13 protein-coding genes are annotated in these 12,966 nt (G+C 61.7%); 10 read left to right on the top strand and 3 right to left on the bottom strand.

The features are described from left to right. Nucleotides 1-13: 13 nt before the first annotated feature. The 6 genes from MRS74_RS04740 (at nt 14) to kdsB (ending at nt 5,397) form a co-directional block, all read left to right on the top strand. Entirely contained in the window at nt 14-2,248 is a 2,235-nt protein-coding gene (locus MRS74_RS04740; RefSeq protein ID WP_254579135.1) for a DNA internalization-related competence protein ComEC/Rec2, read from the top strand. A gap of 61 nt (nt 2,249-2,309) precedes the next feature. Continuing rightward, nucleotides 2,310-2,930, top strand: coding sequence for a MotA/TolQ/ExbB proton channel family protein (locus MRS74_RS04735; protein WP_254579134.1), 621 nt, complete (start codon nt 2,310-2,312; stop codon nt 2,928-2,930). A gap of 42 nt (nt 2,931-2,972) precedes the next feature. Further along, on the top strand, nt 2,973-3,392 hold the full coding sequence (locus MRS74_RS04730) for an ExbD/TolR family protein (protein ID WP_254579133.1): 420 nt from the start codon (nt 2,973-2,975) through the stop codon (nt 3,390-3,392). Nucleotides 3,393-3,395: 3 nt separating this feature from the next. After that, a complete protein-coding gene (gene lpxK / locus MRS74_RS04725; protein WP_254579132.1) occupies nt 3,396-4,433 on the top strand; it encodes a tetraacyldisaccharide 4'-kinase in 1,038 nt (345 codons plus the stop codon). After that, entirely contained in the window at nt 4,430-4,636 is a 207-nt protein-coding gene (locus MRS74_RS04720; RefSeq protein ID WP_254579131.1) for a Trm112 family protein, read from the top strand. Before lpxK ends, MRS74_RS04720 begins: the two co-directional genes overlap by 4 nt. Then, nucleotides 4,633-5,397, top strand: a complete 765-nt coding sequence (gene kdsB, locus MRS74_RS04715) for a 3-deoxy-manno-octulosonate cytidylyltransferase (RefSeq protein ID WP_254579130.1) — start codon at nt 4,633-4,635, stop codon at nt 5,395-5,397. The genes MRS74_RS04720 and kdsB overlap by 4 nt, the downstream gene beginning before the upstream one ends. A gap of 19 nt (nt 5,398-5,416) precedes the next feature. On the opposite strand, the gene MRS74_RS04710 is transcribed toward kdsB, so the two are convergent. Genes MRS74_RS04710 through MRS74_RS04700 form a run of 3 tightly spaced genes read right to left on the bottom strand, consistent with a single transcriptional unit; the run spans nt 5,417 to nt 8,463 of the window. After that, nucleotides 5,417-6,925 (bottom strand): DHA2 family efflux MFS transporter permease subunit, encoded by a 1,509-nt coding sequence (locus tag MRS74_RS04710; RefSeq protein WP_254579129.1) that lies wholly within the window; start codon nt 6,923-6,925, stop codon nt 5,417-5,419. Further along, the gene (locus tag MRS74_RS04705) at nt 6,922-7,986 is read right to left on the bottom strand and encodes an HlyD family secretion protein (RefSeq protein ID WP_254579128.1); all 1,065 of its coding nucleotides are present in this window, start codon (nt 7,984-7,986) and stop codon (nt 6,922-6,924) included. Before MRS74_RS04705 ends, MRS74_RS04710 begins: the two co-directional genes overlap by 4 nt. A 12-nt stretch (nt 7,987-7,998) precedes the next feature. Further along, entirely contained in the window at nt 7,999-8,463 is a 465-nt protein-coding gene (locus MRS74_RS04700; RefSeq protein ID WP_254579127.1) for a MarR family winged helix-turn-helix transcriptional regulator, read from the bottom strand. 207 nt (nt 8,464-8,670) lie between these two features. On the opposite strand from MRS74_RS04700, the gene dnaX reads away from it, so the two are divergent. From dnaX to rnd, 4 genes are read left to right on the top strand one after another with little or no spacing between them, the layout of a single operon-like run. Beyond that, nucleotides 8,671-10,824 (top strand): DNA polymerase III subunit gamma/tau, encoded by a 2,154-nt coding sequence (dnaX, locus tag MRS74_RS04695; protein ID WP_254579126.1) that lies wholly within the window; start codon nt 8,671-8,673, stop codon nt 10,822-10,824. A gap of 19 nt (nt 10,825-10,843) precedes the next feature. Continuing rightward, the gene (locus tag MRS74_RS04690; protein ID WP_254579125.1) at nt 10,844-11,167 is read left to right on the top strand and encodes a YbaB/EbfC family nucleoid-associated protein; all 324 of its coding nucleotides are present in this window, start codon (nt 10,844-10,846) and stop codon (nt 11,165-11,167) included. 5 nt (nt 11,168-11,172) lie between these two features. Then, a complete protein-coding gene (recR, locus tag MRS74_RS04685; RefSeq protein ID WP_254579124.1) occupies nt 11,173-11,772 on the top strand; it encodes a recombination mediator RecR in 600 nt (199 codons plus the stop codon). Nucleotides 11,773-11,779: 7 nt separating this feature from the next. Next, a complete protein-coding gene (gene rnd / locus MRS74_RS04680; protein WP_254579123.1) occupies nt 11,780-12,958 on the top strand; it encodes a ribonuclease D in 1,179 nt (392 codons plus the stop codon). Nucleotides 12,959-12,966 lie beyond the last annotated feature (8 nt).

Genomic DNA, 12,966 nt, shown 5'->3' with positions numbered 1-12,966 from the left:
GACAGGATCAAGGATGATCTACTACGTCACGGGAATTTTGCTCGCGGCCCTGTTGCCGCAACTGCCCGCTGGTTATCTGCTGGTGGTTTTGTGTCCGTTGCTGCTGTACCACCGCTGGCGCAGGCAAATCCTGCCGCTCTGGCTGGGCTTTTTGCTGGCCGTTACCTATGGTCACTGGCAGCTGTGGCACCGTCTGGATGTGCAGCAGGCAGGCGCCGATCTGCGCCTTGGCGGCGAGGTGGTCGGGCTGCCGGACGTCGCGGGCGAGGTGCAGCGGTTTGAGCTGCGGGTGTTGTCGCAGCAGGGTACCCGGCTGCGCCGCGTGCGCCTGAGTGCCTACGGCACGCTGCCACTGTTGCTGCCGGGTGACCGGGTGACGCTCAGTGTGCGCCTGAAGCCGCCTCACAGTCTGTGGAATCCGGGTGGCTTTGATTATGAACTCTGGGCGCTAATGCGCGATGTCGATGCTGTCGGCTATGTGCGTGAGTTGCATGGGCAGCAGCCGCGGCGCTGGACGCTTGACCGGGTGCGGGCAAATCTGGGTGCGCAGCTGTCCGAGGGCTTGCCCGATCCGGCGGTCGCGGCGCTGGCCCGGGCTTTTCTTATTGGTGACGGCTCTATGCTGTCGGTGTCGGACTGGGAGCGGCTGCGTCTTACCGGTACGGTTCATCTGGTGGTTGTCAGTGGGCTGCACATTGCCATAGTGGTGGCGCTGGGCTGGGTGCTGGGACGCGGTCTGCTCTGGCTTTGTCCTGCGGGCCGGTTGAGCGCACCGGTATTGCGTCTGTTTCCGGTACTGCTGGCGCTGCTGCTCAGCGGTGGCTATGTGCTGCTGGCAGGCGCCGGCATTGCCACCCTGCGGGCCTGGATTATGGCCGCCGCACTGTTGCTGTCGGCTTTTTGTCTGCGTCAGCTGAGTCTGTGGCAACGCTGGTGGCTGGCGCTAGCCGTGGTGTTGAGTCTGCAGCCGCTGGCGGTACATGCGCCGGGGCTCTGGCTGTCGTTTGGTGCTGTAGCCATGCTACTGATCCTGGCGTCCGTGCGTGGTACTCAGGCGTTGTGGCGGCGTCTGCTGGTGGCGCAGCTGGCCATTTTCTGCCTGATGACGCCCTTCCTGCTGGGTTGGTTTGGTCAGATCTCCCTGGTGGCCCCCTTGGTTAACCTGCTTGCCATTCCACTCTTGCCGGTTCTGGTGCTGGGGCTGCTACCGGTACTGCTCGGGCTCTGGTGCGCTGTGGCGTTCCCTGGGCTCATATACTCGGCGGTGCTGGGTGGGTTGTGGCAGGGGCTGGGTGTAGTGGAGCAGGCGGTGCTGGCGCAGCGTCTGGCCGCCAGCGGGCCCATGCCGGTGCCCGCGGCGGTATTGTTGCTGCCGGCCCTGCTGGCCTCCCTGGCGCTGGTGTTGCCACTGGGATGGCGGGTGCGCGTACTGGCAGCGATGGTGTGGTCGCTGGCGCTCTTTGGCAGTGCACCTGCATCGCCTCCCGTGGGGTTTCGGGCCTGGGTGTTTGATGTCGGCCAGGGTCTCTCTGTCTGGGTGCAGGCGGGTGATCGCAGTCTGCTGTATGACACAGGCCCTGGCTATCGCAGTGGCACAGCCGCATTCGAGCGCACTGTGCTGCCCTATCTGCAACGCCGTGGCGTGCCGGCACTGGACCGGCTGGTGGTCAGTCATGCGGATAACGATCATGCCGGCGGGCGGGCGCAGGTGCTGCGCGAGCTGGCGGTTGGGCGTCTAGACTCCGGCAGTCTGCGGCTACAGCGCGAGGAAGGCTACAGTGCCTGCAGGGCGGGGCAGCAGTGGCGCTGGTCGGGGGTGATGTTTCGCTATCTTCATGGCAGTGAGGGGGCGAGCGAGAATGACCGCTCCTGCGTGTTGCTGATTGAGGTTGCGGGCTGTCGCCTGCTGCTGACCGGCGATATTGAGGCGGATGTGGAGCGGGCACTGGTGCAGGGCGGATCTCTGGCGCCGGTGACCTGGCTGGTGGCGTCTCACCATGGCAGTCGCAGTTCGTCGACTGACGCCTTTCTGACGGTGCTGCAGCCGCAGTACGGGCTCTTTAGCGCGGGCTTTCTGAATCAATACGGCCATCCGGCGCCGGAGGTGGTGGCGCGCTTTGAGCACCAGGGCGCGCGGCTGCTCAATACCGCTGATTCCGGGGCTCTGGAGCTGGTCGCGAATGCTGCCGGGGAGTGCCGTACCAGGGCCTGGCGCGGGGTGAAAAAGCGTTATTGGTCAGCGGGTTAATGACCTACTTTTGGCAGGGGAGCTATGCTAAAGTAGCCAGCATTCGAGCGGAGGGTACAGGGTGTTTGAACTTCTGAAAGCCGGTGGCTGGTTGATGATTCCGATCGTGGCATGTTCGGTGCTTTCGCTGGCGATTTGCCTGGAAAGGCTGTGGGTGTTGCGAACCTCGCGTATTGCGCCGGGTGGCTTGCTGGGCGATATCTGGGAGCAGATTCAGGGCAAAACGCTGACGCCCGCCCAAATGCGCGAAATCAAGCAGCAGAGTCCGCTGGGGCGTATCATGGTGGCCGGGCTGAATAATGCCAGGCACGGCCGCGAGGTGATGAAGGAAAGCATTCTGGAGGCTGCCAGTCAGGTGATTCACGAGCTGGAACGCTTCCTCAATCCGCTGGGAACCATTGCGGCGGTCACGCCGCTGCTGGGTTTGCTGGGCACCGTGATTGGCATGATCAAGGTATTCACCGAAATCATGGTACAGGGTACGGGGAATGCCTCGGTGCTGGCCGGTGGTATCTCCGAGGCGCTCATCACCACGGCGGCCGGTCTCTCGGTGGCAATTCCAACCCTGATTTTTCACCGCTTCTTTCAGCGCAAGGTCGATTCCCTGGTCAAGGAAATGGAGCAGGAGGCGGTCAAGCTGGTGGAAGTGGTGCATGGCGAGCGTGAAATTGATCATGTCTGATACCGCTGCCGCATTGGCCATGCCCCAACCGGAGTGCAGCGCGTGAAGTTTCAGCGACGCAGCCAGGAAGAGGTCAGTGTCAATCTGACGCCGCTCATCGATGTGGTGTTTCTGCTGCTGATCTTTTTTATGGTATCCACTACTTTTACCCGCGAAACCCATCTGCAGGTGGACCTGCCTGAAGCCAGTGGTGAACCTGGCGAGGCGTCTGAGCAGTTGCTGGAAGTGCTGATCGATGCCCAGGGGCGCTACAGCATCAACGGTCAGCCGCTGGTCAATTCCAAGCCCGATACGCTGCGCCAGGCATTGCGTCAGAGTGCCGGTGAAGAGCGTGATCGCCCGCTGCTGATTACTGCCGATGGCACCACGCCGCATCAGGCGGTGGTCACCGTCATGGATGTGGCCGGTCAACTGGGTTTTGTGCAGCTGAGCATTACCACCCGCGAACCGGGTTCTCCCTGATTGATGAATGCTTTGGTGCGGGGCTGGTATCAGGGAAGTCGCTGGCTGTGCGTGCTGCGCCCGCTGGAGTGGCTGTTCCGCCGTCTTGTGTTGCGCCGTCGGGCACAATATCTGTCCCATCCCGAGCTTGTCTGGCAGCCGCCGGTACCGCTGATCATCGTGGGTAATATTTCTGTCGGTGGTACCGGCAAAACGCCGCTGGTGCTGGCGCTGTTGCAGTGGGCGCAGGCGGCGGGCTACAGGCCCGGTGTGGTGAGTCGTGGCTACGGCTCCAATGCATCGCAGTATCCCTGTCTGGTGGTTGCGGGTACGAACGCGGCCGAGGTCGGGGATGAGCCGCTGCTGATTGTTGAGCGCAGTGGCTGCCCGCTGGTGATAGACCCGGACCGCGTTGCGGCGGCGAAGCACCTGCTGCAACAGACCGACTGTGATCTGATTATCAGTGATGATGGTCTGCAGCATTACCGCCTTGGGCGCAGCCTCGAGATCCTGGTGCTGGACAGTGAGCGCGGCCTTGGCAATGGGCGCTGTCTGCCGGAGGGGCCTTTGCGTGAGCCGCCAGAGCGTATGGATTCGGTCGATCTTGTTGTGGTGAATGGTGAAGGGGCTTTCCGGCCGGCCGGTGCCCATGTGATGCAATTGATACCGGGCGCGTTGCGGGCGCTCGATGGCAGCGCGCGGCTGCAGGCTGCAGGCTGGCCGGGTGCGCGGCGGGTACATGCGCTGGCCGGTATCGGCAATCCGCAGCGCTTCTTCGACAGTCTGCGCCGGCTGGGCTTTGATCCCATTCCCCACAGTTTTTCCGACCATCATGCTTTCAGTGCCGAGGACCTTGAGTTCGGGGATGATCTGGCGCTGATCATGACGGAAAAGGATGCGGTGAAGTGCCGTAATCTGGCACCGGCGAACAGCTGGTATCTGCCGGTGGAGGCACAGCTGGATGCGGCATTTGAATCTGCACTGGCGACGCAGTTAAATAGACAAGACTCCTCAGGGCCCGGACTCCGGGTGTCTGATGCTATTTCAGGTGAGAGACAATGATGGATAAGAAACTGCTCGATATTCTGGTGTGTCCGGTGTCCAAGGCGTCGCTGCATTATCACAGGGAAACGGACGAGCTGTTCTGCAGTGCAAGCGGCCTGGCGTACCCGATTCGTGATGGCATTCCGGTGATGCTGGAAACCGAAGCGCGCAAGCTGACCGAAGCGGAGCGCGATGCACTGAAAAAGCAGGTGCGCCCATGAGCTTCACAGTTATCATTCCGGCCCGTTTCGGCTCCACCCGTTTCCCCGGTAAGCCGCTGGCCGCTATCGCCGGCAAATCGATGATTCAGCATGTCTATGAACGCGCCTGTTTAAGCGATGCCACACGGGTGCTGGTAGCCACTGATGATGCGCGTATTGCTGATGCGGCCCGCGGCTTTGGTGCTGAGGTGTGCATGACCTCGCCGGATCATCCCTCCGGCACCGACCGTTTGCAGGAAGTGGTGGCGAGCCTTGGCATGGCGGATGACGAGATCGTCGTCAATGTGCAGGGTGATGAGCCGCTGATTCCACCTGCAATCATCAACCAGGTGGCGGCCAACCTGGCGGCCAACCCCCAGGCGGGTATCGCGACCCTGTCGGAGCCGGTGGAGGACATCGCCGGGCTGCTGAACCCCAATGTGGTCAAGGTGGTGACGGATCGCTTTGGTATGGCGCTCTATTTCAGCCGTGCGACCATACCCTGGCCGCGGGATGCCTTCGCCACTGTTGCCGGCCGTGAGCAGGTGCCGGCGGGATTCGAGTGGCAGCGCCATATCGGTATCTATGGTTACCGGGTGCAGCTGCTGAATGATTTTGTGCAGTGGCCCCCGGCTGCGGTGGAAAACACCGAATGCCTGGAGCAGTTGCGGGCATTGTGGAACGGGGCGCGCATTCATGTGGCCGTGGCTGCAGAATTGCCGCCGCCGGGCGTGGATACGCCCGAGGATCTTGAACGCTTGCGAACCTTGCTCGGGGTCTGATCCGTCTGGATCGTCGGGGCTAGTCCTTCTGTGGGTGCGGCTGCATCAGCGGTGCCTGCATCAGGGGTAGCAGCAGCAGGGCGGCCAGGGTCACCCAGATCATGATCTGGAAATCCTGCAGGTAGGCCAGTATCTGTGCCTCGCGTGTTACGGTGGCGTTCAGGGCGCTGAGCCCAGTCGGGCTCTCAAGGCTCCAGATGCCGCTGTCGATGGCCTGCTGCAATGGCAGGCTGAAGTCCGTGATATAGGATGCGAAGGCGGCGTGATTGGCCTGGGTGTTGTGGGCCAGCAGGGTGACCATCCAGGCAATGCCGATACTGCTGCCGATGTTGCGCATCAGGCTGAACAGCGCCGTGCCCTCGTTGCGAAATGCCGGCGCCAGGGTGGCGAAGGCCAGGGTGCTGAGCGGGACAAACACAAAGCCCAGTCCCAGTCCCTGAACGATGCCCGTGCGCACCAGTTCCCACTGGCTTATGTCCGGCGTAAAGAACGTCATTTCCCACAGCGAATAGCTGATCAACACCAGTCCCAGCGCAATTTTGTAGCGATTGTCCGTGCCCTGCAGGCGCCCGGCCAGCAGCATGGCAAGCATGGTGCCTATGCCCCGTGGCGCCAGCAGCAGCCCGGTGGTCATGACCGGGTAGCCTGACAGGTGCTGCAAAAAGGGTGGCAGCAGCGCCATGGTTGCCAGCAGGATAATGCCGACGGCGAAGATCATGATCAGCCCGACGCTGAAATTGCGATCGCGAAAAATGCCGGGGCTGATGAAGGGCTGTGCCGCCGTGCAGCTGTGGACCACAAACAGGTAGCCGCAGAGCGCTGCCAGCGAAAGTTCGAGCATGATTTCGGGCGAGCTGAGCCAGCCAAGGAGTTCGCCCCGATCAAGGGCCATCTGCAGTGCGGCTATGGCGAGGCCGAGAAAGGCAAATCCCAGCAGGTCGAAGCGACGCTTGCGATCGATTGGGGATTCGTCGAGAAACAGTAGCAGGCCCAACCAGGCCAGAATGCCGAACGGCAGGTTGATATAGAACACCCAGCGCCAGCTGTAGTATTCGGTGAGATAACCGCCAAGCGTCGGTCCCAGTATGGGGCCGACCATCACGCCGACCCCCCACATGGCCATGGCTGAACCGTGCTTTTGGGGTGGGTGGCTGTCCAGCAGTACCGCCTGGGACAGTGGTACCAGGGCGGCGCCGAAAATTCCCTGCAGCAGGCGGAACAGCACCATCTGATCCAGGTTCTGGGCAGCACCGCAGAGCATGGAGGTCAGGGTAAAGCCGATGATCGAGCCACTGAACAGGCGTTTGCGCCCAAAGCGTGCAGCCATGAAGCCGGTCAGCGGCATGAAGATCGCCGCACCCACGATGTAGGACGTCAGTACCCAGGAAATCTGGTCCTGGGTCGCCGACAGGCTGCCCTGCATATTGGGCAGGGCGACGTTGGCGATGGTCGTGTCCAGTGCCTGCATGATGGTGGCGAGCATCACCGTCAGGGTAATCAGGCCAGTGCGTTGTCCGACTGGACTCAAGAGCAGGCCCCTTGCAGTCGGCAGGTGCCGGTGTCCACCTGGATCAGGGCGCTGAGTCCGGCGCGCAGTTCGTCGCCGGGATTCTCGAGCTGGATGCGCACCGGCACGCGCTGGGGAATCTTGACCCAGTTGCCGGTGGCATTCTGTGCCGGAATGACGGCAAACTCGGCACCGGTTGCCGGGCTCAGGCTGTCGACCGAGCCCTGCCATTGCTGGTCGGGGAAACTGTCGAAATTGATGCGTACCGGCTGTCCGGGGGCAATCTTGGCCAGATCAGCCTCGATGAAGTTGGCTTCAATCCAGAGTCTGTTACCGATCAGAATCGCGGCTATTTTTCCACGCTCCAGAAATTGTCCGGGCTTGGGCAGCTGGCTGATATGACCGTCCATTGGGGCACGGATGGCGGTCTGTTCCAGGGCGCGCTGTGCCTGCTGCAGCTCGGCCTTGGCAATCCGATAGTCGGGGTGGTCCTCGATCGGGGTATCGGGCCCGCCAGCCAGTTCATCGGCAATACGCTGCAGCTCGAGTTTCAGTGCCACCTCGCGCTGACGCGCCATGTCGGCATTGTGACGTGCTTCATCCAGGCGGGCGCGGGATATCGCCCCCTTGCGGGCCAGGTCCTCCTGGCGGTCGGCTTCGCGCTGCCAGTAATCAAGGTCCGTGCGGGCCAGGTTGATTTGAGCCTGTTTTTCGGCATGGCCGCTGCGCCTTGCCTGGATGTCGGCGGTGACGGCGGCCAGCTGTGCCTGGGCGCGGTGCAGCGAGGTCTGAAATTCTGTGGCATCCAGTTGAAACAGCAGATCGCCTTTGCTGACGGCGGCGTTGTCGCGAACGTTCAGTTCGAGCACCGTGCCCGAAACTTCGCTGCTGATCGGGGCCTTGTCGGCCTTGAGGTAAGCGTTGTCTGTTTCGAGGTAGCGGCCGCCGCGCAGATAAAGCAGGCTGGCGATGGCGACGGCCAGCAGCGGTATGACCACCATCAGCAGGGTTCGCAGGCTGATGCCGGCAAATCGGCGGCGCGGTGGTGGGGTGTTGTCGGTTTGGGGGAGCCTTGTGGTCACAGGTTCAGTCTCTCAGGTTGGCTGGGGCTCTGCGGTAGCGCTGGCGGCTGTCTGGCCGCCGGACAGGTTGCTGCGTATCCGTGCCAGGGATGACGCCAGTTCCTCACGCTGGGGAGCGTCCAGGTCTTCCATCATCTGTTCGTAAATGACGGCGCCAATCTGGAGAATCTGCTGCAGTGGGCTTTGTGCGGCAGCGGTTGTGTGCAGCCGGTAGGCGCGTCTGTCTGCGGGGTCAGCGCGTCGCTCTACCAGTTGCTGTTGCTGCAGCTGGTCGATCAGTCGGGCCAGGGTAATAGGCTGGATCTCCATCAGTTCGGCCAGCTCGACCTGGCGTAATCCCGGATAGCGGCTGATGTTGATCAGTGCCCGGGCCTGGGCGTAGGTCAGCTCGCTGTGATCAAGCTGTTGCTGAAAGCGCTGGCGCATCAGGCGGCCGATGTCGGCGAGCAAAAAGCACGGGTTGGTGTCGTGATTCATGGTAAGTACTGCATATAGTAAGTAATGCTTATTATATGTATCGGGTATCGATCTGCAAGGGGAGGCCGGGTTTGTGTCCCGGCGTGGCGCCGGTGAACACCTGGCTGTGCCTCGGTGCCCGGGTTAAAGGCCGTCGTTGTGCTGGCGTGGCGGGGCCTCAGCCGGTAGCATAGGCGCCTGTAATATTCAGTCGTAATCAGGGTCGCAATGAGCTATCAGGTGCTGGCGCGCAAATGGCGCCCGAAGCGTTTTCAGGAAATGGTGGGTCAGGAGCATGTGCTGAAGGCGCTGGTCAATGCGCTGGATGATGACCGCCTGCATCATGCCTACCTTTTTACCGGCACGCGGGGTGTGGGCAAGACCTCCATAGCACGGCTCTTTGCCAAATCGCTGAACTGCGAAAAGGGTGTATCGTCCGACCCCTGCGGCCAGTGCAGTGCCTGTCGCGAGATTGCCGAAGGGCGTTTCGTAGATCTGATTGAAGTCGACGCGGCCTCTCGTACCAAGGTGGAGGATACCCGCGAACTGCTTGAAAATGTGCAGTACGCGCCGACCCACGGGCGCTACAAGGTGTATCTCATCGATGAGGTGCACATGCTGTCGACCCACTCTTTCAATGCCTTGCTGAAAACGCTGGAAGAGCCGCCTCCCCATGTGAAATTCCTGCTGGCCACGACCGACCCGCAAAAACTGCCGGTCACCATCCTGTCGCGCTGCCTGCAGTTCAATCTCAAGAATATGATTCCCGAGCGCATCGTCGAGCACTTGCGCTTTGTGCTGGGGGAAGAAAAGATCCCGTTCGAGGAGGCTGCGCTCTGGCTGCTGGCGCGCTCCGCCGACGGATCCATGCGCGATGGCATGAGCCTGACCGATCAGGCGATCGCCTTCGGTGCCGGCAAAATTACCACGCTTGATGTCCAGACCATGCTCGGCAGCATCGATCAGCTGCTGGTGAGCCGGCTGGTGGAATGCCTGTCGGCCCGGGATGCGAAGGCGTTGCTGGCGGCGGTGGCGGATCTGGCGCAGTTCTCACCCGATTATGCCAGTGTGCTCGGGGACATGATCAGCCTGTTGCACCGTGTTGCCATCGCCCAGGTGCTGCCCGATGCGGCGGATAACAGCCTGGGGGATCGCGAGCAGATACTGGCGCTGTCCCGCACCTTGACGGCTGAAGATGTGCAGCTGTATTACCAGATTGCCTTGCTGGGGCGGCGAGATCTGCCTTATGTGCCGGACGCCCGGGAAGGCCTGGAAATGGTGTTGTTGCGCATGCTGGCTTTCCGACCGGCGGATGCGCCTGCGGGGCCAGGGCCTGTTTCCAGTGCGACCGCGAATGCCGGTGTAAATGCCAGTGCCAGTGCCGGGGCGTCGCCGACGTCGCCTGTAGCGGACGCTCAGGTTGCCAGTGTGCCGGCCGTTCGGCCTGCTGTCCGGGATGCGGCCAGTGAGTCTGTGGTTGTGCGCGCTGAGCAGGTTTCCGTTGCGCCGCTGGTTGCCGCTCCAGCGCAGGCACCAGAGCCCCCAAGGGCTGCTGCTGTTGATCCTGTAGCTGCACCTGCGTCTGAAAGTTCACCGCAGCAGGCATCTGCCATGTCGGCTGCGGTGATGCCGGATGGGCCGCCCGAGTACGACGAGTCGGATATTCCCGGCGGATACGATCAGGAAGATGCGGATCTGGCGTTCATGGGAGTAGCGCCGCCAAAAAAGCCTGAATCCGCTGCTGCCACAGGGCCGCAGTCGGCGGCTCAGAGCGCTGTCGCGCCTGTTGCTGCATCTGGGGCTGGCATTGCGCGATCTGAGCCTGCATCCTTGCAGGCACCGAGCCCCGCTGCGCCGCAGGCGTCTGTCCAGCCTCAGTCTCCCTCTGCGTCAGTGCCGGTGCCGGCGTTGCTGCCAGTTCAGGTTGCTCCGGTGCAGGCCAGACCGCCCGTCGCGGCGCAGGAGGGGGCTCAGTTATTGACGCTGGATTCGCTAGAGCCCGATGACTGGGTTGTGCTCTGCGCCGGTCTTGGGCTGGGGGGGATGACTGAGAGTCTGGCGGTGAATTTGTCGCTAGAGTCGGTGCAGGGGCAAAGTCTGCGGTTTTACTATACCGCGCAGCAGCAGGCGCTGCTGAATGAAATCCAGCGCGAGCGTATCACCAAGGCGCTGTGTGATTATTTTGGGATGCCGCTTGAGGTAGAATTCGAATGTGCCGCCCAGGGGCGCGAAACGCCGCATCAGTTCGCCCAGCGCCAGCGCGAGTTGCGCCAGGCGCGGGCTGTTGAGGCGATTGAGCAGGATCCGCTGGTGCAGGACATTCTGAAACAGTTTGATGCTCAGATTGAAATCGATACCGTAGTACCGCTCGAACCGAATTGATTTGCAGAGGCGAAATACGATGATGAAGAACATGGGTGGCCTGATGAAGCAGGCGCAGAAAATGCAGGAAGACATGCAGCGCGTGCAGGAAGAGGTGGCGCGTGCAGAGGTGGCCGGTGAGTCCGGCGCAGGTCTGGTCAAGATCGTCATGAATGGTCGCCACGACGTCAAGTCGGTTGCCATTGATGACAGCCTGATGGAAGAAGAGAAAGAGATCCTGGAAGATCTGATCGCGGCGGCCGTCAACGACGCCGTGCGCAAGGTTGAGACCAATACCAAGGATCAGATGTCCAAAGTCACGGCCGGCATGCAGTTGCCGCCGGGCTTCAAGATGCCGTTCTAACTGCAATGTCGTTCAGTCCCCTGATACAGCAGTTGATCAAATCCTTGCGCTGTTTGCCCGGTGTCGGCCCCAAGTCAGCGCAGCGCATGGCCCTGTATCTGCTTGAGCATGATCGCCCGGCAGCCCTGGGGCTGGCCGCTTCGCTGCAGGAAGCGGTGGAGCGGGTCGGTGAATGCCAGTGCTGCCGGACCCTGTCGGAAGAATCCCCCTGTGGTATCTGTGCGTCGAGCAGTCGTGATCGCTCGGTGCTCTGTGTGCTTGAGTCGCCGGTCGATATGCTGGCTATCGAGCAGACGGGTGGCTTCGGGGGCTATTATTTTGTCCTCAAGGGGCATCTGTCGCCTATCGATGGCGTCGGTCCCGATGATCTGGGTATCGATGCACTTGTCGAGCGGCTGCGTGGCGGTGAGGTGCAGGAAGTGATACTGGCCACCAATCCCACGGTTGAAGGTGAGGCGACGGCGCACTATATCGCCGAACAGGTGCGCGAGCTGGGTGTCCGGGTGAGCCGTATTGCCCATGGTGTGCCTGTGGGTGGAGAGCTTGAGTTTATCGATGGCGGTACTCTGGCGCATGCGCTGGCGGGTCGACGTTCCCTGAATTGAGGTAGGCATGGCGCACGAAAATGGATATGACTGGCAGGAGCTCGAGCGTGCTGCGCAGGAGCCGGTGTGGGTCTGTAGCGATGAGTCGCTGGCGCAGCTGTGCGAGTACTGGCGCACGCTGCCCATGGTCGCGCTGGATACCGAGTTTCAGCGGGTGGATACCTTTTATCCGATAGCCGGGCTGATTCAGCTGGCGGATGATCGTGGCTGTTATCTGATTGACCCGCTGGCCATTACGGATTTCTCGCCGTTGCTGGCGCTCTTTGTTGAGCCTTCGGTGCTCAAGGTGCTGCACGCCAGTACGGAAGATCTGGAGTTGTTTCAGTATCTGTTTGGCGTTTTGCCCAGTCCGTTGTTCGATACCCAGGTTGCCGGCGGCTTTGTCGGCTGGGGCTTTACTGTCGGTCTGCAGCGCATGCTGGAGAATGCTCTCGGTGTGCAGGTAGGCAAGGGCGAAACTACATCGGACTGGCTGCAGCGTCCGCTGACACAACGCCAGGAGCAGTACGCGGCGCTGGATGTGGCTTATTTGCCGGCAATCTGTCGCATGCAGATGGCGGAGCTTGAGCGGCGGGGCATGACGTCCTGGTTGCAGGAAGAAATGCTGGCGTTGCTGGCCAACGCGCCTGATGCCGATGTAACCGGCACGCGGTACTATTTGCGCTTTAGTCAGATGGCGGCGCTGCCTCCCTACAAGGTGGCGGCCTTGCGTGATTTGACTGCCTGGCGTGAGCAGCAGTGCCGCTTGCGCAATGTGCCCCGTAACCGGGTGCTGCGCAATCAGACATTGCTCGATATTATTAGCCGCTGGCCGCGCACCACGCTTGAGCTGTCCCGTGTACCGGAGCTGAAGCGGCGGATTCTGCGTGAAGACGGCGAAACCATGCTGGATTTTTTGCGCGATGCCGCCGCCGCCCCCCAGGCGCAATCGGTTGAGCCGATCCCAAGGCCGCTGCCTGTGATCTGGAATACGCGCCTCAAGCGTTTGAAGCTTCTGGGGCGTGAACGTGCCGAAGCGCTGGATATGGCGCCTGAGTTGTTGTTGCGCAGGCGTGACATTGAGGCACTGATACGTACCGGCAGTGATGAGGGTGCAAACTATGCGCTACCGCCGGGGCTGCAGGGATGGCGCCAGGAAGTGATAGGCGACGACCTGCTGGCGCAGTTGCGTCGGTTTGAGCAATAGCGCCAGTT

The organism is Marinobacterium sedimentorum (assembly GCF_024267675.1).
Taxonomy (GTDB): Bacteria; Pseudomonadota; Gammaproteobacteria; order Pseudomonadales; family Balneatricaceae; genus Marinobacterium_A; species Marinobacterium_A sedimentorum.
The sequence above is the reverse complement of the archived record's forward strand: the minus strand, read 5'-3'. Positions and strand labels throughout refer to the sequence as shown.